This window comes from Pseudomonas sp. BN414, from assembly GCF_029871275.1.
Taxonomy (GTDB): domain Bacteria; phylum Pseudomonadota; class Gammaproteobacteria; order Pseudomonadales; family Pseudomonadaceae; genus Metapseudomonas; species Metapseudomonas resinovorans_C.
Genome location: NZ_SSOL01000076.1, coordinates 1 through 19,370, shown reverse-complemented (window position 1 = coordinate 19,370; position 19,370 = coordinate 1). Strand labels below are relative to the sequence as shown.

Annotated in this window: 15 protein-coding genes; 8 read left to right on the top strand and 7 right to left on the bottom strand. The window is 64.9% G+C overall.

Annotated features, from left to right (window positions below):
• Position 1: 1 nt before the first annotated feature.
• Positions 2–2,182: a DNA helicase II gene (gene uvrD / locus E8E95_RS23930; RefSeq protein ID WP_280354413.1), complete on the bottom strand. Its 2,181-nt coding sequence runs from the start codon at positions 2,180–2,182 to the stop codon at positions 2–4.
• A 215-nt stretch (positions 2,183–2,397) separates the two neighbouring features.
• Between uvrD and E8E95_RS23925 the strand changes: the two genes are divergently transcribed.
• A complete protein-coding gene (locus E8E95_RS23925; RefSeq protein WP_280354774.1) occupies positions 2,398–5,268 on the top strand; it encodes a GGDEF domain-containing phosphodiesterase in 2,871 nt (956 codons plus the stop codon).
• A gap of 153 nt (positions 5,269–5,421) precedes the next feature.
• On the opposite strand, the gene yegQ is transcribed toward E8E95_RS23925, so the two are convergent.
• Both yegQ and zwf read right to left on the bottom strand, forming a co-directional pair.
• The gene (yegQ, locus tag E8E95_RS23920) at positions 5,422–6,747 is read right to left on the bottom strand and encodes a tRNA 5-hydroxyuridine modification protein YegQ (protein WP_280354411.1); all 1,326 of its coding nucleotides are present in this window, start codon (positions 6,745–6,747) and stop codon (positions 5,422–5,424) included.
• Between the two features lie 203 nt (positions 6,748–6,950).
• Complete coding sequence (zwf, locus tag E8E95_RS23915; protein WP_280354772.1) at positions 6,951–8,375, bottom strand: glucose-6-phosphate dehydrogenase; 1,425 nt, start codon at positions 8,373–8,375, stop codon at positions 6,951–6,953.
• Positions 8,376–8,571: 196 nt separating this feature from the next.
• On the opposite strand from zwf, the gene hexR reads away from it, so the two are divergent.
• The gene (gene hexR, locus E8E95_RS23910) at positions 8,572–9,438 is read left to right on the top strand and encodes a transcriptional regulator HexR (RefSeq protein ID WP_077527452.1); all 867 of its coding nucleotides are present in this window, start codon (positions 8,572–8,574) and stop codon (positions 9,436–9,438) included.
• Between the two features lie 21 nt (positions 9,439–9,459).
• Here hexR and E8E95_RS23905 read toward each other — a convergent pair whose 3' ends face one another.
• The gene (locus E8E95_RS23905; protein WP_280354409.1) at positions 9,460–9,834 is read right to left on the bottom strand and encodes a thioredoxin family protein; all 375 of its coding nucleotides are present in this window, start codon (positions 9,832–9,834) and stop codon (positions 9,460–9,462) included.
• Positions 9,835–10,023: 189 nt separating this feature from the next.
• Between E8E95_RS23905 and E8E95_RS23900 the strand changes: the two genes are divergently transcribed.
• Complete coding sequence (locus E8E95_RS23900; RefSeq protein ID WP_280354407.1) at positions 10,024–10,245, top strand: transcriptional regulator; 222 nt, start codon at positions 10,024–10,026, stop codon at positions 10,243–10,245.
• On the opposite strand, the gene E8E95_RS23895 is transcribed toward E8E95_RS23900, so the two are convergent.
• On the bottom strand, positions 10,187–11,134 hold the full coding sequence (locus E8E95_RS23895) for a LysR family transcriptional regulator (RefSeq protein WP_280354770.1): 948 nt from the start codon (positions 11,132–11,134) through the stop codon (positions 10,187–10,189). The genes E8E95_RS23900 and E8E95_RS23895 overlap by 59 nt on opposite strands.
• 201 nt (positions 11,135–11,335) lie before the next feature.
• On the opposite strand from E8E95_RS23895, the gene E8E95_RS23890 reads away from it, so the two are divergent.
• From E8E95_RS23890 to E8E95_RS23870, 5 genes are all read left to right on the top strand, one after another.
• On the top strand, positions 11,336–12,751 hold the full coding sequence (locus E8E95_RS23890; protein ID WP_280354405.1) for an acetyl-CoA carboxylase biotin carboxylase subunit: 1,416 nt from the start codon (positions 11,336–11,338) through the stop codon (positions 12,749–12,751).
• A 16-nt stretch (positions 12,752–12,767) separates the two neighbouring features.
• The gene (gene oadA / locus E8E95_RS23885; RefSeq protein ID WP_280354404.1) at positions 12,768–14,573 is read left to right on the top strand and encodes a sodium-extruding oxaloacetate decarboxylase subunit alpha; all 1,806 of its coding nucleotides are present in this window, start codon (positions 12,768–12,770) and stop codon (positions 14,571–14,573) included.
• Positions 14,574–14,941: 368 nt separating this feature from the next.
• Entirely contained in the window at positions 14,942–15,382 is a 441-nt protein-coding gene (locus E8E95_RS23880; protein ID WP_077524396.1) for a CBS domain-containing protein, read from the top strand.
• 133 nt (positions 15,383–15,515) lie between these two features.
• Positions 15,516–16,331, top strand: coding sequence for an EAL domain-containing protein (locus E8E95_RS23875; protein WP_280354403.1), 816 nt, complete (start codon positions 15,516–15,518; stop codon positions 16,329–16,331).
• Positions 16,332–16,378: 47 nt separating this feature from the next.
• Complete coding sequence (locus E8E95_RS23870; RefSeq protein ID WP_280354756.1) at positions 16,379–16,975, top strand: hypothetical protein; 597 nt, start codon at positions 16,379–16,381, stop codon at positions 16,973–16,975.
• A gap of 160 nt (positions 16,976–17,135) precedes the next feature.
• Here E8E95_RS23870 and E8E95_RS23865 read toward each other — a convergent pair whose 3' ends face one another.
• Positions 17,136–18,119: an asparaginase gene (locus E8E95_RS23865; protein WP_280354402.1), complete on the bottom strand. Its 984-nt coding sequence runs from the start codon at positions 18,117–18,119 to the stop codon at positions 17,136–17,138.
• A 96-nt stretch (positions 18,120–18,215) separates the two neighbouring features.
• Positions 18,216–19,370 (bottom strand): alanine/glycine:cation symporter family protein (locus E8E95_RS23860; protein ID WP_280354400.1); only part of this gene is annotated, 1,155 nt, incomplete at its 5' end.

Below are 19,370 nucleotides of genomic sequence, written 5' to 3'. Positions count from 1 at the left end.
ATCAGAGCGGCTGCAGCTTGGCGTAGGCCAGCATCAGCCACTTGCTGCCTTCGCTCTCGAACTTCACCTGCACCCTGGCCTGGGCGCCGGCGCCTTCGAAGTTGAGGATGGTGCCTTCGCCGAACAAGGCGTGCTGTACCCGCTGGCCCAGGGAGAAGGGCGTTTCCGGTACGGCGGCGCCATCGAAGATGGAGCCGTGGCGGCTACCGCTGCCCATGGGACGGCTGATGCTGTTGTTCAGGCGCACTTCGCGGATCAGCTGCGGCGGCACTTCGCGGACGAAGCGCGAGACCTTGTTGTAGGTCTCGCTGCCGTAGAGCCGGCGGGTTTCGGCGTAGGTCATGACCAGTCGCTGCATGGCGCGGGTAACGCCGACATAGGCCAGGCGGCGTTCCTCCTCCAGGCGGGTCGGGTCTTCCATGCTCATCTTGTGCGGGAACAGGCCTTCTTCCATGCCCACCAGGAACACCAGGGGGAATTCCAGGCCCTTGGCGCTGTGCAGGGTCATCAGCTGCACGCTGTCCTCGAAGGCGTCGGCCTGGGTTTCCCCGGCCTCCAGCGAGGCGTGGCTGAGGAAGGCCTGCAGCGGTGTCAGGTCGTCTTCGGGTTCTTCGTTCTCGAAGGCGCGGGCGGCGCTGACCAGTTCTTCCAGGTTTTCCACCCGGGCCTGGCCTTTCTCGCCCTTCTCGTCCTTGTGGTAAGCGACCAGGCCGCTCTGCTCGATGACCGTCTGGGTCATCAGGTGCAGGGGCATGTCCAGGCACTTCGCGGTCAGGTTCTCGATCAGCTCCATGAAGACCGCCAGGGCGCTGGAGGCGCGACCGGCCAGGGCCTTGTTGGCGATCATCAGGCGAATCGCTTCCCACATCGAGACGTCGTTGACGCGGGAGAACTCGCGGATGCTTTCTACGGTTTTCTCGCCGATGCCGCGCGGCGGCACGTTGATCACCCGCTCCAGCGCAGCGTCATTACCGCGGCCGTCGAGCAGGCGCAGGTAGGCCATGGCGTTCTTGATCTCGGCGCGCTCGAAGAAGCGCTGGCCGCCATAGATGCGGTAGGGAATCTTCTCCCGCAGCAGGGCTTCTTCCAGTACCCGCGACTGAGCGTTGGAGCGATAGAGGATGGCGATTTCGCTGCGGGCCATGCCGTCTTTCAAGGCGCTCTCGATGCTCTCCACCACGTAGCGGGCTTCGTCGTGCTCGTTGAACGCGGCGTAAAGGCCGATGGGCTCGCCGTCTTCGCCCTCGGTCCAGAGTTCCTTGCCCAGACGCCCCTGGTTGTTGGCGATGAGGGCGTTGGCGGCCTTGAGGATGCCGGCGGTGGAGCGATAGTTCTGCTCCAGGCGAATCACCTCGGTGTCCGGGAAGTCGCTGGAGAATTGCTGGATGTTCTCGATCCGCGCACCGCGCCAGCCGTAGATCGACTGATCGTCATCGCCCACCACCATCAGGCTCTGGCCGCCCTTGGCGAGCAGGCGCAGCCAGGCGTATTGCACGGCGTTGGTGTCCTGGAACTCGTCCACCAGCACGTGGCGGAAGCGCCGCTGGTAATGCTCCAGCAGGCTCGGGCGGTCACGCCAGAGGTCGAGGGCGCGCAGCAGCAGCTCGGAGAAGTCGATCACCCCGGTGCGCGCGCAAGCCGCTTCGTAGGCTTCGTAGATCTTCAGCATGGTGCCGAGGAACAGGTCGCCGCCGGCCTGGATGTGCTGCGGACGGATGCCCTCGTCCTTCTGCCCGTTGATGAACCATTGGGCCTGACGTGCCGGCCAGCGCTGCTCGTCGAGGCCGAGGTCGCGGATCACCCGTTTGACCAGGCGCTGCTGGTCGTCACTGTCGAGGATCTGGAAGTTCTCGGCCAGGCCCGCTTCCTGCCAGTGGGCGCGCAACAGGCGGTGTGCCAGGCCGTGGAAGGTGCCGACCCACATGCCGGCTGGGTTGATCCCCAGCAATTGCTCGATGCGCTGGCGCATTTCGGCCGCGGCCTTGTTGGTGAAGGTCACCGACAGGATCGAATGCGGCGAAGCCTGCTCCACCTGGATCAGCCAGGCGATGCGGTGCACCAGCACACGGGTTTTGCCGGAACCGGCGCCGGCAAGCACCAGTTGACGCCCCAGCGAGGCCGCTACGGCCTGGCGTTGAGCGTCGTTGAGGGAGTTCAGAAGGAGGGAGAGATCATCATGCATCGCGGCATTCTAGGGGCGCGGCTGGGGGAGGGCAAACCGATGACCGGATAGTCAGCCGGATGGTCGCCGATCCCCACGGCGGAGACCCTCCGAAAGTTGGGCGACGCTCATCCGGAACCTCGCACATAAAGCTATTGCAGCGATTCACCGCTCGGGTAAGCTCCGGGCTCGCTTAGGCAGACCACTAAAAAAAAGCGCCTATGACCGCCAATTCAATGCCCGCCGACCAGGCGTCGTTCCTGGTCGACAGCCGCGAGATCCGCCAGCAGTTCGCGACCGACATTGCGGCCGAACGAACGCGCCTCCTTTACCAGGGCTCCCAGGTCCCGACCCTGTTCATGCTGCTCAACGGCCTGGCCTGCGCCTACCTGCTGTGGGGGACGGGCAACAGCCTGCTGCTCGGCGTGTGGCTGGTCTGGCTGGTGCTGCTGGCCATCCTGCGCCTGACCCAGGTGGCCGCCTTCAACAAGGCACTGCCGTCGAAGCAGGCCTGTCCGCGCTGGCGCCACGCCTTTCTGCTGGGGGCCGGTGCCTCCGGCCTGACCCTGGCGTTCGCCGCCGTGGCGCTGGTGCCGCCGGACGCATTCCTGACCCAGGCTCTGGTCTACGGGTTGATCGCCGCGGCGATCCTCTCCGCTAGCGTCGCCTATGCCGTCAGTCTTTCCGCCTTCCTCACCTTCGCCTTGCCATGCCTGTTGCCGTCCATTACCTGGCTGCTGCTGGGAGATACCTCCCTGCTGCGCGGCTGGGGCGTGCTGGGCGTGATACTGGCTGCGTCGCTCATGGTAGTGGCCTGGCAGATCAACCGGCTGGTGCAGCGCAGCCTCCTGCAGCGGTTCCAGAACCAGGCGCTGATCGCTCATCTGGAAGAAGCCAAGACCCGTGCCGAAGGCCTCAACGGGGAACTGGCCCGCGAAGTGGAACAGCGCCGCCGGGCCGAGCGTGAACTGCGCCGCGCCCATGGTGAACTGGAGATGCGCGTGGCCCAGCGCACCCTGGAGCTGGCCGATGCCAGCCATGCGCTGGTCAAGAGCGAGGCGCGCCTGGCCCTGGCGCTGGAAGCCAGCGAGTTGGGCCTGTGGGACTGGAACCTGGAAACCGACGAAGTCCACCACACGCAGCTCAAGGCGATCTTCGGCATAGACGCCGACGACGTGACCCGCGTCCTCAGCGACCTGAAGCCGCGCCTGCACCCGGACGACCTGCCGCTGCTGCGTCGCGCCCTGGTGGAACATATGAAGGGCCGCACGGACGGCTACGCCATCGACTACAGGGTGCGCCACAACGACGGCCACTGGGTCTGGGTGGAAGACCGCGGCCGCGTGGTGGAGCGCGATGAAGACGGCACGGTGCTGCGCATGCTGGGCACCCGTCGCGACGTCACGGCGCGCAAGCACCAGGACGAGGAACAGCGCCTGGCGGCCACGGTATTAGAGGCGGCCAGCGAGGGCATCGTCATCCTCGATCCTGACTACCGGGTGATCCAGGCCAACGAAGCCTTCAGCCAGGTCACCGGCTATCGCCAGGATGAGGTGATCGGGCGCAGCGTCGCGACTCTCATCGGTAACCGCGAAGCCCGTCGCCGCTATTACCTGATCCGCGAAGAGCTGGAACAGAGCGGCAGCTGGCAGGGCGAGCTGATGGACACGCGCAAGAGCGGCGAGCTCTATCCGCAATGGCTGCAACTCAACATGGTGCGCGACTCCCGGGGCAACGTCAGCCACATCGTGGGCTTCTTCGCTGACCTCACCTCCCGCCGGGAGGCCGAGGAGCGCCTGCGTTACCTGTCCAACTATGACGAACTCACCGGACTGGCCAACCGCACCCTGTTCAAGGACCGTCTGCACGAGGCCAGCCAGCGCGCCCGGCAGAGTGGCCGCAGCCTGGCCCTGCTGCACATCGACCTGGATCGATTCAAGGTGCTCAACGACAGCCTCGGCCATGAAGTGGCCGACCAGCTGCTGCGCCAGGTCAGTCGCCGCCTGACCCAGGCGGTTCCGGAAGCCGACACCATCGCACGCCTGTCCGGTGACGAGTTCGCGGTAATCCTCGACGCCTACGGCAGCCTTTCCAGCCTGGCGCGCCAGGCCAGCCGTCTGCTTGGAAAGCTGCGCATGCCGATCACCGTGGGAGGCCATGAGCTGGTCATCAGCGGCTCACTGGGCATCAGCCTGCTCCCGGAAAACGCCCGCGACATTTCCGCGCTGATCAGCCAGGCCAACATGGCCATGCAACATGCCAAGCACCTGGGCGGCAATACCTTCCAGTTCTTCACCGACAACCTCCAGGCCTGCACCTTGGAGCGCCTGCAGCTGGAAAACCAGTTGCGCAAGGCCATCGAGGAAGGCCAGCTGGAGGTCTTCTACCAGCCCAAGCTGGGTCTGGCCGATAACAGCCTGAATGCCGCCGAGGCGCTGGTGCGCTGGCGCCATCCGCAGCAGGGGCTGATCCCGCCGGGGGACTTCATCGGCCTGGCTGAGGAGACCGGGCTGATCGCGCCCATCGGCGAGTTCGTGCTGCGCCAGGCCTGCCAGCAGGCCCGCGAGTGGCAGCGCCAGGGGCTGGCCGACATAAGGGTTTCGGTGAACCTGTCGATGCACCAGTTGCGCCAGGGCAACCTCGTCAGCCTGGTACGCCAGGTGCTGGAGGAAACCGGGCTGCAGGCGCGCCTGCTGGAGCTGGAACTGACCGAAAGCCACCTGCTGGAGAACGTCGAGAATGTCATCGCCACCTTCCATCAGCTGCGCCAGCTGGGCGTGAAGCTGGCCATCGACGACTTCGGCACCGGCTATTCGTCCCTGAGTTACCTCAAGCGCTTCCCGGTGGACTACGTGAAGATCGACCAGACCTTCATCCGCGACCTATCCGCCGGCAGCGAGGATGCCGCCATCACCCGCGCGATCATCGCCATGGCCCACAGCCTGGAACTGAAGGTGGTGGCCGAGGGCGTGGAGAACCAGGAGCAGCTGAACTTCCTGCGCAGCCAGCGCTGCGACGAAATCCAGGGCTACCTGATCAGCCCGCCGGTGGAAGCGCCGCAGTTCGTGCGACTACTCAGGGAACAGGCAACGGCGCTCTGGTACTGAGCCATTGGGTGGGGCGATGAGTATCGCTCCGCTGAACCCATCCTACGAAGCTGGGGCTTTGTAGGAGCGAGCTCTGCTCGCGAAGCTTTGTGCCACGTCGGTTCGCGAGCAAGCTCGCTCCTACAGGTTCGAATGGACCATTTCCACCCGGCATCAGGCGCTTGCGGCGGTGCAGCTATTGCCGGTGCTGAACCAGCGCAGCAACAACGCGTTTTCCAGGGGAAGGTCCGTCGGCAGCGGCAGGTACAGGGTATGGCCGTCACCCGGCGCCACCGCCTTGCGCTCGCCGAAGCGGTTTTCCAGGGTGTCCAGCCTGAAATCCACATTGCCTTGCGGCGTCATGAGTTGCAGGCGGTCGCCGACGGCGAAATGGTTTTTCACGCGCACTTCCGCGAGGCCCTGGCGCACCACTCCCGTCAGCTCGCCGACGAATTGCTGGCGCTCGGCAAGGGAGTAGCCGTGTTCGTAGTTCTGGTACTCGTCATGCACGTGGCGACGTAGGAAGCCTTCGGTGTAGCCGCGATTGGCCAGGGATTCGAGGTCGTCCATCAGCGCGCGGTCGAAGGGCCTTCCCGCGCAGGCGTCGTCGATGGCCTTGCGATAGGCCTGCGCGGTGCGTGCCACATAGAAGTGCGACTTGGTGCGGCCCTCGATCTTCAGTGAGTGCACGCCCATCTGCAGCAAGCGCTCCACGTGGTGCACGGCGCGCAGGTCCTTGGAGTTCATGATGTAGGTGCCGTGTTCGTCTTCCCAGGCAGACATCAGTTCGCCCGGCCGATTGGCCTCCTCCAGCAGGACCAGTTGCTCGCTCGGCGCGCCGCAACCCAGCGTGGGCACCAACTGGCCCACGTCATCTTCCTGCGCCGGTTTCGCGCTGTATTGCCAGCGGCAGGCATTGGTGCAGGTGCCCTGGTTGGGGTCGCGGTGGTTGAGATAGCCTGAGAGCAGGCAGCGGCCGGAGTAGGCCATGCACAGGGCGCCGTGGACGAAGACTTCCAGCTCCATGCCCGGCACTTGCTGGCGGATTTCCCCGATCTCTTCCAGCGAGAGTTCACGGGACAGGATCACCCGGCTCAGCCCCTGCTGTTGCCAGAACTTCACGCTCGCCCAGTTCACTGCGTTGGCCTGCACCGAGAGGTGGATGGGCATCTGCGGGAAGTGCTCGCGAACCAGCATGATCAGGCCGGGATCGGACATGATCAGCGCATCCGGCCCCATGGCGATGACCGGCTCCAGGTCCTTGAGGAAGGTACGCAGCTTGGCGTTGTGCGGGGCGATGTTCACCACCACGTAGAAACGCTTGCCGGCGGCATGCGCCTCGGCGATGCCAAGGGCCAGGTTGGCGTGATCGAACTCGTTGTTGCGTACCCGCAGGCTGTAGCGCGGCTGGCCGGCGTAAACAGCATCGGCGCCATAGGCGAAGGCGTAACGCATGGCCTTGAGGGTACCGGCGGGGGAGAGCAGTTCGGGGCTGTGCATGGCGCGGCTCGCGGAGGCAGGGCGAAAGACGCGCGATTCTAGGGAGGGCGGCGGGGAGGAATATTGCTCTGGAGCAATGGGGCTGCTGGGGGCCGTCTTTCGTAGGTTGGTCCGAGCGAAGCGAGGCCCAACGTTGCCCGGGCCAACCCCTGCCTGTTGGGCTTCGCTGCGCTCTGCACCAACCTACAGGAGACTGGTGCTCTTCAGTCGTGCCAGGCGCGCTCGTGCAGTTCCAGCAGGCTGTGGGCCTGTTCCGGCCCCGTGGAGCCGGCGGGGTACGGGCGGGGGCTCTGGTAGTACTCGTGCCAGCCATCGAGGATCGGACTGATCCAGCGCCAGGCGGCTTCCACCTCGTCACGGCGCATGAACAGCGTCGAGTCCCCCTCGATCACGTCCAGCAGCAGGCGTTCGTAGGCGTCCCAGCGGCGCTGGTGGCTGAAGGCCTTGGCCAGGTTCAGGTCCAGCTCCACCGGCTCCAGGTTCATGCCTTTGCCCGGGGTCTTGGCCATCAGTTGCAGGCTGATGCGCTCTTCCGGTTGCAGGCGGATCAGCAGGCGGTTGGCCTCGCCGTCGGCGAACAGGCGGTGCGGCACCGGCTTGAACTGGATGACGATCTCCGAGTACTTGCGCGCCAGGCGCTTGCCGGTGCGCAGGTAGAAGGGCACGCCGGCCCACCGCCAGTTGTCGATCTCCGCCTGCAGGGCGACGAAGGTTTCGGTATCGCTGTCGTTGTCGACGTTCTTTTCGAAGTAATAGGCCGGCACTTCCTGGCCGCCGATCTTGCCGGCGCTGTACTGGCCGCGCACGGTCTTGTCACGCACGTCCTGGCCGGAAATCGGCTTGAGCGCCTCGAGTACCTTCACCTTCTCGTTGCGCACCGCCTCGGCATCGAAGCGTACCGGCGCCTCCATGGCCACCAGGCAGAGCAACTGCAGCAGGTGGTTCTGCACCATGTCGCGCATGGCCCCGGATCGGTCGTAGTAGGCGCCACGGTTCTCCACGCCGAGCGTCTCGCAGACGCTGATCTGCACATGGTCGATGTGCCCGGCGCGCCAGATCGGCTCGAACAGGCCATTGGCGAAGCGCAGCGCCATGAGGTTCTGCACGGTTTCCTTGCCCAGGTAGTGATCGATGCGGAACACCTGGGATTCGTCGAATACCTTGCCGATCGCGGCGTTGATCGCCTGGGCCGACTCCAGCGAGTGGCCGATGGGCTTTTCCAGCACGATGCGTGACTGTGGCGTGGCCATCCGGGCGATCGACAGGTGCGCGGCGATGTCCTCGAACAGGTCGGGGGCGGTGGCCAGGTAATAGACCCGCCCGCAGCCTGGGTCGGGTCCGAGGTGGCGGGCCAGGCGGACGAAGTCGGCGCTCTGGGAAACGTCCATGGCGAAGTAATCGAGGCGCTCGGAGAAGCCGCGCCAGGCTTCTGCGGTGAAGTCCGAACGCGCTACCTGGGCGCGGCAGCGACGCTCTGCGAGGGCACGATAGCCGTCACGATCGAGGGTATTGCGGGCCAGGGCGAGGATGCGCATCTGCGGATGCAGTCGCCCTTCGCGATGCAGGTGATAGAGGGCCGGAAGCAGCTTGTGCAGCGCGAGATCGCCGGTGCCGCCGAAGACGAGCATGTCGCAGGAGCTGGTCAAGGATGCGCTCTCCCTTCCTTGCACGCTGAGAAAAGGTGGTTCAAGTGGGCGGAAAAGCGGTTCATGTAGTATAACTACAAGGCCACTACAGCCTGATTCCGCCGATCATAACCGAGTCGCGCCCCGTTGCATGACTGAAGAAACCGGCAAAACCCCCATTCCAGACAGAGCCTGCCCTGTGAACCTGCTGCAACATATCGCCCAGTCGCGTCATCTGCTACGCAAGTCGGAACTGAAAGTCGCCGACCACGTCCTGCTCGATCCCGCTGCGGTCATGCACAGCTCCATGGCCGACCTGGCCCAGGGTGTCGGGGTCAGCGAGCCCACCATCGTGCGCTTCTGCCGCGCCATCGGTTGCGGCGGCTTCCAGGACCTCAAGCTGAAACTGGCGCAGAGCCTGGCTGCCGGTGCCAGCTTCGGCCAGTTCGCGATACACGAGGACGACTCGGTCGCGGACTTCAGCCTGAAGATCTTCGACACCACCCTGCACACCCTGATGGAAGTCCGCGAAAGGCTCGACCCGGAAGCGCTGCAGCGCGCCATCGGCGCCTGCGCCCAGGCCCAGCGTGTGGAGTTCTACGGCTTCGGCGCATCCGGTGCGGTGGCGGCCGACGCCCAGCACAAGTTCTTCCGCCTGCTGCTCACCGCGGCGGCCTATTCCGACCCGCACATGCAGGCGATGTCGGCGGTCACCCTGAAGCCTTCGGACGTGGCCATCTGCATTTCCCAGTCGGGCCGCTCCAAGGACCTGCTGATCACCGCCAACCTGGTGCGTGAGGCCGGCGCGACCCTCATCACCCTGTGCCCGAGCCAGACCCCATTGGCCGACCTGGCCACGGTGAACCTCGCCATCGACGTGCAGGAAGACACCGAAATCTACACCCCGCTGACCTCGCGGATCGCCCATCTGGTGGTGATCGATGTGCTGGCGATGGGTGTCGCCATGGCCCGTGGCCCGACCCTGGTGAACCACCTCAAGAGCGTGAAGCGAAGCCTGCGCAGCCTCCGTCTGTCGCCCAAGTCGGTGAAGAGCGCGGAGGACTGAGCTCCTTCGAGCCTGCTTCGCTCAGACGAGCCCTTGTCGTACCAGGAGCCGCTCTATCGCCTCGATGAATGGCCCGCTGCCCGGCCAACTGGTGATCCGTCCCAGCGGCCGGCCGCGGTAGAGGGCTATGAAAGTCGGCACGCCGTGCAGCCCGAAGCGCAGTGCCAGCGCCGGGTCTTCGTCCACTTCGTCATGCAGCCAGCGCACCTGGGGCCACTGGCAGCGTTCCTGGGTGCGCAGCAGGTCGTGCTTGGCCACATCGCACAGTGGGCAATCGTCCTGCCAGAGGTAGAGCAGCACGAGCCGTTGGCGTTCGCTGGCCAGAACGTCATCGAGGATGCTGGCGCGCACCCGTTGGATCGGAAAGCGTTGGAAGAATTCGACGGCATTGCTCATGGCGTCCTCCAGCGACGTTGCCCGTAATTGCTGAGCAAAGTCGCGCCGCGCCGGTCTGTCCAGCTATCGCGCCGATAGCCTGAAACCTTCGCTTCACCACAGATTCACCGAGCCTTCGCGAAAGCGTCACGGGCGGGGACGATCCTGCGCCTGTCAGCCTGCTTCCGAACCCACCCTGGGAGAGATGCCATGCAACGCTTTCACGATGAGTCCGCCCATCTGGACAGCAAGACCCGGCGCAAACTGGAGGATCAGCGGCGTATGCAGTTTCGTCGCGCCATTGAAGACCGCGCCGATCAGCGCCGCCTGCAGATGGAGTGTTCGGATTATCCCTACCCCGAATTGATCGCCGCTAACTACCTGTTGTCGTCAAAGGCAGTGCGCCGGAAAATCGGTGCGAAAGTGCACTGATCTGTGCGCGTTCTTCGCGGATAAAGGCCAGAAACGCCTGGGCGACCGGCGATAGCCGCTTGCCCTTGGCGTGCACGGCGCACCAACTGCGATACAGCGGCAATTCTTCCACCGGCAACTCCCGCAGCAGCCCGGTCGCCAGTTCCAGGCTCACCGCGTGGCGTGGAATCAGGGCGATGCCAAGGTCGGCCACCACGCATTCCTTCTGCGCATCCAGCGAGGCCACTTCCATGGTCTCGGCGAAGTGTGCGCGCTTCTGCTGGAAGTACTCCTCGCAGGCCTTGCGGGTGCCCGAACCGGCTTCGCGCACCAGCAGCGTGTAAGACTCCAGATCCTTCAGGGTCAGCTTCGCCGCATTGCACAGTGGGTGGCTGGGCGGCGCCACGGCAACGATCGGGTTGTTCAGGAACGGCAGGAATTCCAGGGCCATGTCCTGGGGCACCAGGGACATGATCACCAGGTCGTCACGGTTGTCCGAGAGGCGCTTGATCACCTGCGCGCGGTTGGTCACCACCAGGTGCAGGCTGACGTCCGGATGCTGCTCGCGGAACGCGGCGAACAGGTGCGGCACGAAGTACTTGGCGCTCGACTCCACCGCCAGGTTGAGCTGGCCCTGCAGCGAGCCCTGCAGGTCCGAGAGCTGCATGTCGAGACTGGCCAGGCGCTGGAAGATATCGCTGCTGGCGCGCATCAGTGCCTCGGCGGCGTCGGTCACGTAGAGCTTCTTGCCGACGTACTCGAACAGCGGCTGGCCCACCAGCTCCTCGAGCTGGCGGATCTGCAGGCTGACGGCCGGCTGGGTCAGGGCCATTTCCTCGGCCGCGCGGCTGTAGGAGCGGCTTTCGAACACCGCTCGGAATACCTGGAGCTGGCGCAGCGTCATACGCAGCAAGGTCTTGCGCATCGATTTCAGCCTCGCGGGGGTGGGCAGGTTGCTGACTATAAGCTCATCCTAATGGATACCCCAATAATTATTGATTAGGGTTATTCCCATCCGCGGCGTAGGGTAATGACGCGACCGCTACACGACCTGCGGTCACCCAACGACCGGCCCAGCCGATCGCCTGTTCACTTGGTCGAGGGACAACTCGTGATCAAGAAAATCCTGATCGCCAACCGTGGTGAGATTGCCGTCCGCATCGTGCGCGCTTGCGCCGAGATGGGCATCCGCTCGGTGGCCATCTACTCCGATGCCGACCGGCACGCCCTGCACGTGAAGCGTGCCGATGAAGCCCACAGCATCGGCGACGATCCCCTGGCGGGCTACCTGAACCCGCGCAAACTGGTGAACCTGGCGGTCGAGACCGGCTGCGATGCCTTGCATCCGGGTTATGGCTTCCTCTCCGAGAACGCTGAACTGGCGGATATCTGCGCCGAGCGCGGGATCAAGTTCATCGGCCCGAGCGCCGAAGTGATCCGCCGCATGGGCGACAAGACCGAAGCCCGCCGCAGCATGATCAAGGCCGGCGTGCCGGTCACCCCCGGTACCGAAGGCAACGTCGCCGACCTCGCTGAGGCCCTCAGCGAAGCCGAGCGCATCGGCTACCCGGTGATGCTCAAGGCCACTTCCGGTGGCGGCGGCCGCGGCATCCGTCGCTGCAACAGCCGCGAGGAACTGGAACAGGCTTACCCGCGCGTGATTTCCGAAGCCACCAAGGCCTTCGGCTCGGCGGAAGTCTTCCTCGAGAAGTGCATCGTCAATCCGAAGCACATCGAAGCGCAGATCCTGGCCGACTCCTTCGGCAACACCGTGCACCTGTTCGAGCGCGACTGCTCGATCCAGCGCCGCAACCAGAAGCTCATCGAGATCGCCCCGAGCCCGCAGCTCACCCCCGAGCAGCGCGCCTACATCGGCGACCTCTCCGTGCGTGCGGCCAAGGCCGTGGGCTACGAGAACGCCGGTACCGTGGAGTTCCTGCTCGCCGAGGGCGAGGTGTACTTCATGGAGATGAACACCCGCGTGCAGGTGGAACACACCATCACCGAGGAAATCACCGGCATCGACATCGTCCGTGAGCAGATCCGCATCGCCTCCGGCATGGAGCTCTCGGTCAAGCAGGACGACATCATCCATCGCGGCTTCGCCCTGCAGTTCCGCATCAACGCCGAGGACCCGAAGAACAACTTCCTGCCGTCCTTCGGCAAGATCACCCGTTACTACGCCCCCGGCGGCCCCGGCGTTCGCACCGATACCGCGATCTACACCGGCTACACCATTCCGCCGTACTACGACTCCATGTGCCTGAAGCTGATCGTCTGGGCACTGACCTGGGAAGAAGCCCTGGACCGTGGCCTGCGCGCCCTCGACGACATGCGCGTGCAGGGTGTGCGGACCACCGCGCCCTATTACCAGGAAATCCTGCGTAATCCCGAGTTCCGCAGCGCCGAGTTCAACACCAGCTTCGTCGAGAGCCATCCGGAGCTGACCCAGTACTCGATCAAGCGCAACCCGTCGCACCTGGCCATCGCCATCGCCACCGCCATCGCCGCCCACGCCGGCCTGTAGGGGAAGGATTCAGAACATGAGCAAGAAGATTTCGATCACCGATACCATCCTGCGCGACGCGCACCAGTCCCTGCTGGCCACCCGCATGCGCACCGAAGACATGCTTCCGATCTGCGACAAGCTCGACAAGGTCGGCTACTGGTCGCTGGAAGTCTGGGGCGGCGCCACCTTCGACGCCTGCGTGCGCTTCCTCAAGGAAGACCCATGGGAGCGCCTGCGCAAGCTCAAGGCCGCCCTGCCGAACACCCGCCTGCAGATGCTCCTGCGCGGCCAGAACCTGCTGGGCTACCGCCACTACAGCGATGACGTGGTCCGTGCCTTCGTCGCCAAGGCTGCGGTCAACGGCATCGACGTGTTCCGCATCTTCGACGCGATGAACGACGTGCGTAACCTGCGTACCTCCATCGAGGCCGTGAAGGCCGCCGGCAAGCACGCCCAGGGCACCATCGCCTACACCACCAGCCCCGTGCACACCATCGACGCCTTCGTTGCCCAGGGCAGGGCGATGGCCGACATGGGCGTGGACTCCATCGCCATCAAGGACATGGCGGGCCTGCTGACCCCGTACGCCACCGGCGAACTGGTCAAGGCGCTGAAAGACGCGCTGCCGCTGGACGTGGTCGTGCACTCCCACGACACCGCCGGCGTGGCCAGCATGTGCCAGCTCAAGGCCGTGGAAAACGGTGCCGACCGCATCGACACCGCCATCTCCAGCATGGCCTGGGGCACCAGCCACCCGGGCACCGAGTCGATGGTCGCCGCCCTGCGCGACACCCCGTACGACACCGGCCTGGACCTGGAACTGATCCAGGAAATCGGCATGTACTTCCACGCTGTACGCAAGAAGTACCACCAGTTCGAAAGCGAGTTCACTGGCGTGGACACCCGCGTGCAAGTGAACCAGGTGCCGGGCGGGATGATTTCCAACCTGGCCAACCAGCTCAAGGAACAGGGTGCCCTGAACCGCATGCCGGAAGTACTGGCGGAAATCCCGCGCGTTCGCGAGGACCTCGGCTTCCCGCCCCTGGTCACTCCGACTTCGCAGATCGTTGGCACCCAGGCCTTCTTCAACGTGCTGGCCGGTGAGCGCTACAAGACCATCACCAACGAGGTGAAGCTCTACCTGCAAGGTCGCTACGGCAAGGCGCCGGGTCAGATCAACGAGCAACTGCGCCGTCAGGCCATCGGCAACGAGGAAGTCATCGATGTGCGTCCGGCCGACCTGCTCAAGCCGGAGCTGAACAAGCTGCGCGAAGACATCGGCAGCCTCGCCAAGTGCGAAGAGGACGTGCTGACCTTCGCCATGTTCCCGGACATCGGCCGCAAGTTCCTCGAAGAGCGTGCCGCCGGCACCCTGAAGCCGGAAGAACTGCTGCCCATGCCCAACGGCAAGGGTGCGGCCCCGGTCGGCGGCGAAGGCACTCCGACTGAGTTCGTGGTGGACGTCCACGGCGAGAGCTACCGCATCGACATCACCGGCGTAGGCGTGAAGAGCGACGGCAAGCGCCACTTCTACCTCGCCATCGACGGCATGCCGGAAGAAGTGGTGTTCGAGCCGCTCAACGAGTTCGTCGCAGGTGCCGGCAGCAAGCGTAAGAGCGCCAGCGCACCGGGCGATGTCAGCACGACCATGCCGGGCAACATCGTCGATGTGCTGGTGAAGGAAGGCGACCAGGTGAAAGCCGGTCAGGCCGTGCTGATCACCGAAGCCATGAAGATGGAAACCGAAGTCCAGGCGTCCATCGACGGCACCGTCAAGTCCGTCCACGTTGCCAAGGGCGACCGCGTGAACCCGGGTGAAGTCCTGATCGAAATCGCCTGATTGCTCCGGCGATAGTCCCCGTAGGGAGCCGCAAGGCTCCCTTTTTTTGTGCCCGGGAAACAGGTGAGTGGACGTGCTGTGGGAGCGACGTCGTTCCCCTTTCGCGAATGAACTCGCTTACAGGGCAGGTCTTTGACCTGCTTAGCGATTGAAATCGCCCCCACAGGACTGTTCCGAAGGTTGGGTCGAGAGTCACCCCTCGCCCTCTGGGAGAGGGGCCGGGGGTGAGGGCTGTCATCGGCTGGCACGGTGCCTTGCCATTTCGCGAATGAATTTATTAATAGTCACCATGAAAATCCCTCCTTGGCGCAGCGGGCTGGACTGCGGGCATTCTGGCCTTCCAGCCAACGCTACCGGAGGGATTACAGATGAAGACCGTCGCACAGATGCTCCGCGCCAAGCCGCGGCAGAAGGTTCACACCATTGACGTCGAAGCACCGATGCTCGAAGCCCTGCGGGTGATGGACGAACAGAACATCGGCGCCTTGCCGGTGACCGAGGGCGGGCGGCTGGTTGGCATCGTCAGCGAGCGCGACTACGCACGCAAAGGCGTGCTGCAAGGGCGTTCATCCGTGGCGACCGTGGTGCGCGAGTTCATGACCGTGCCGGTGCTGACCGTGACGTCGAAGCAGAGCATCCGTGAATGCATGTCACTGATGACCGAGCAGCACATGCGCCACCTGCCGGTGGTGGAAGACGACGAACTGGTCGGCCTGCTGTCCATCGGCGACCTGGTGAAAGAGGCCATGGCCGAGCAGGATGACCTGATCCTTCATCTGGAACAGTACATTCGCGGCGAAGTGGCCTGAGTCCGCAGCAAAGACCGGCTCTTCGGGGCCGGTAGCCGCTATCCACCGGGGCCGAAATGAAGATTTCTGATTTCCATCAATAGGAATCGGGCACCTAGCCTGCCGGCTCTTTCGAGCTGCGGGTACTCGCCCCATGTCCCTTCGTACGATTCGCCAAAGCCTGCCCGTTCACCAGGGGCGAACCCTGTACCCGGCCCGCCCCTTGACCGGGGCCCGAATGGGCGAAGTCAGGCTGCAACCGATCAAGGACCGGCAGGACCGGGTCGTCGGTTTCGAAAGTCTCTCCCGGTTCGCCTTCGACTCCTTTGTCGAAAGCACCGAAGACGCCATCAGCCGGCTGCCGCGGGACGACCTCCAGCGGCTCACGCGCGAGCTGCTCCAGGGACTGCGCATCCGCTGCATGCTCGACCGCAGCTACGCTCGATATCTTCACGACACCCAGACCGGTAGCCTGCCGGTGAGGCACTTCGTCAATGTCGAGAAGCGGAGCCTGGCGGAAGCGGAACTGATCGATGAACTCATCGAAGGTGCCGCCGACTTGCGTTGCTGCGGTGCCCAGCTGGTGGTCGAAGTCACGGAACGCCCAGTGGGCAGCGTCGACGGCTTCAGGTCATACATGAAGGGGCTGATGCGCCTGAAGCAGGAAGACGTGCTGGTGGCGCTCGACGGCTACGACATCGACAGCCCGGTCCACTGGGAACTCGACCTGGGCCTGTGCGATGTCGTGAAGTTCGACCTGAAGGGACTGGGCGTGCCACTGCACGAGGATCGGGACTTCCTGTCCAGACGCTATGCCGTGCTAGGCGAAAGGCTGTATGACTTCATTCATCGCTACCAGGTGGACCTGGTGGCCGAAAAAGTCGAGACCGGCTGGCAACACGAGGTCGCCAAGGGACTTCCGTTCAAGCTATTCCAGGGCTATCGCCTCGGCCTTCCGGCGCGGATTTAGGCCGTCCTGGCGCCCCTTCCATGCGTACCCGATTCGCGCTGTGCGCTATTGCTTCGCTGCTGGTCGCGCTTTCCTTGCTGTCGGGCTGCGCCACGGCGCCGCCGCGAGCGCCGGACAACCTGTGCGCGATCTTTCGCGAATACCCGGATTGGTACGAGGACGCCCTGGAGATGGAGGCCCGCTGGGGCACGCCCATCCCGGTGGCGATGGCGATCGTCGACCAGGAAAGCAGCTACCGGCACGATGCGCGTCCGCCACGGGATTACCTGCTCGGCTTCATTCCCTGGGGCCGAGTGACCTCCGCCTATGGCTACGCCCAGGCGCTGGACGCCACCTGGGCGGACTACCAGCAGGCAACGGGCTCGGGCGGCTCACGCACGTCCTTCAGCGACGCTATGGACTTCATCGGCTGGTACACCGACGCCACCCAGCGGCAACTGGGCATCTCGAAATGGGACGCGCACCACCAGTACCTGGCCTACCACGAAGGGCGGGGCGGGTTCCGTCGAGGCAGCTACCGGCAGAAGCCCTGGCTGACCCAAGTGGCACGCAAGGTTGACCAGCAGTCCCGGTCCTACAGCCGCCAATTGGCGAGTTGCCGCGCCGAACTGGAAGACGACCGCGGCTGGTGGCCGTTTTCGTAGGATGTGGTTGAGCGGAGCGAAACCCATCAAGCGGAGTCATTGGGTGAGTTTCTGTAGGAGCGAGCTTGCTCGCGAAGGATCGTGCTCGGCCTTTTCGCTGTAGGGGCGAATTCATTCGCCAAGGGCAGCTCCGCTGCCCCCAACGATGCCCCGGGGCCACTCAGTCCACCATTTCCCCACACAGGTCCACGGCAAACCATTGCTCCACCTCTTCCTGCCGCAAACCGGCGCCGAGCAGGGCGAACAGCTTGCCCAGCGCCGCCTCGCGAGTCATGCCACCGGCCGGCACCAGGCCGGTGGCCAGCAACTGGCTGCCGGCAGCGTAGACGCCTGCTTGCACATGCCCGGCCGGGCACTGGCTGGTGGCGACGAGCACCACGCCGCGCTCATGGGCCGCGCGCAGGACGTCGAGCAGCGCCTTGTCATCCGACGGACCGGTGCCGCTGCCGTAGCACTCCAGCACCAACCCTTGCACGCCGCTGGAAAGCAGCGCTTCCATGTGGCTGGCGGCTAGGCCTGGGAACAGCGGCAGCACCGCGAGGTTCACCGTCTGGCGCGGGGTGCGGTAATCCAGGCCGGCGGGAATCCGGCCGGCGTGCTCACCCGCCCGTGGTCTCGAAAGCACGGTGAACGCGTCGAAGGCGTCCGAGCGCAACTTGCTGGCGCGGGCGCCATGCATCAGGTTGCCATTGAAGAAGAGATGCACGCCGGGCGCGATCCCGGTCTGGAGTTCGCGAATGGCCCCCAGCAGATTGGGCCAGGCATCGCTGCCTTCGCTGCCGGCCGGCAGCATGGCGCCGGTCAGCACCACGGGTACTGGCAGGCCCAGTAACAGGAAGCCGAGGGCCGCTGCGCTGTAGGCCAGGGTGTCAGTACCGTGCAGCAGCAGCACGCCGTCGTGCCCGCGTTCCACCGCGTCGACTATCGCATCGCGCATGGCCAGCCAGTTGGCCTGGCGCATGTTGGCGCTGTCGATCAGCGGCAGCAGTTCCTGGAAGCTCCAGTCCAGTGCCAGTCCCTGACCGTCCAGTAGCTCGCGCATGCGTGCCTCGAAGCCGCTGGCCGGAGCGAGGCCTTCGGGCGTCTGCAGCATGCCGATGGTGCCGCCGGTATAGAGCACGAAGAGGTTCTTCACAGCATTCATGGGTGTGGATAACTCGGAAAGGCGAAGGTGCAGAAACGACAGTGCCGCTCCCCGCGTCAGCGGAGGAGCGGCACCAGGTCTTACCGGACGACGCGATCAGCGGTGGCTTTGCGCCAGGCCGTGAGCGACGTTGACGTTGGAGGCGTCGGCGACCGGATTGGTCGGCCAGGCATCGCGGTCCAGATCCAGGTCGGCGAACTTGGCGGAGTCGAACACCGGCTGGTCGATACCCGCCTTGCGCTGCTCGTCGTAGTCGCGCATCACCCGCAGGCCGACCTTGATCAGCATGGCCAGGGCCACCAGGTTGACGAAGGCCAGACAGGTCATGGTGATGTCGGCGAAGGCGAACACGGTGCCCAGGTTCTGCATCGAACCCCAGCAGATCAGCGCCAGCACCAGGCCGCGGTAGGTCAGTAGGGCGGCGCGGCTGCGACCGACCAGGAACTGCAGGGCGTTCTCGCCGAGGTAGTAGTTGTAGAGGATGCAGGTGAAGACGAAGAGGCTCAGCGCCACGCTGATGAACACGCGGCCCCATTCACCGACCACCGCGGCCAGGGAGTTCTGGGTCAGCACGATGCCGTCGCCTTCGAAGCCCGGAGTGTAGAAACCGGACAGCAGGATCAGCAGCGCGGTGCAGGTGCAGATCACGAAGGTGTCGAGGAAGACGCTGAACGCCTGCACCACGCCCTGGGCGGCCGGGTGCTTCACCGCAGCGACGGCGGCGACGTTGGGCGCGCTGCCGAGGCCGGCTTCGTTGGCGAACACGCCGCGCTTCACACCCATCACGATGGCGCTGCCGAGCAGGCCGGCGAAGGCCGGCTCCAGGCCGAAGGCGCTCTTCACGATGGTCACCAGCATGTCCGGCACCAGCTCGATCTGGGAGATGATCACGTAGCAGGTGACGGCGATGTAGGCCAGGGTCTTGACCGGCACCAGCAGGTCGGACACCGAGGCGATGCGCTTGATGCCGCCGATGAACACCAGGCCCAGGAGCACGGCCAGGCCGATACCGGTGTACTGCACCGGCAGGTCGAAGGCGTTTTCCAGGGAGTGGGTCACGGTGAAGGCCTGCAGGCCGTTGAAGGCGAAGCCGTAGGTCACCAGCAGCAGCACGGCGAAGGTCAGCGCCATCCAGCGCAGCTTCAGGCCGTGCTGGATGTAGTAGGACGGGCCGCCACGGTACAGGCCATCGCCATCGGCGCGCTTGTAGACCTGGGCCAGGGTGCACTCGAAGAAGCTGCTGGACATGCC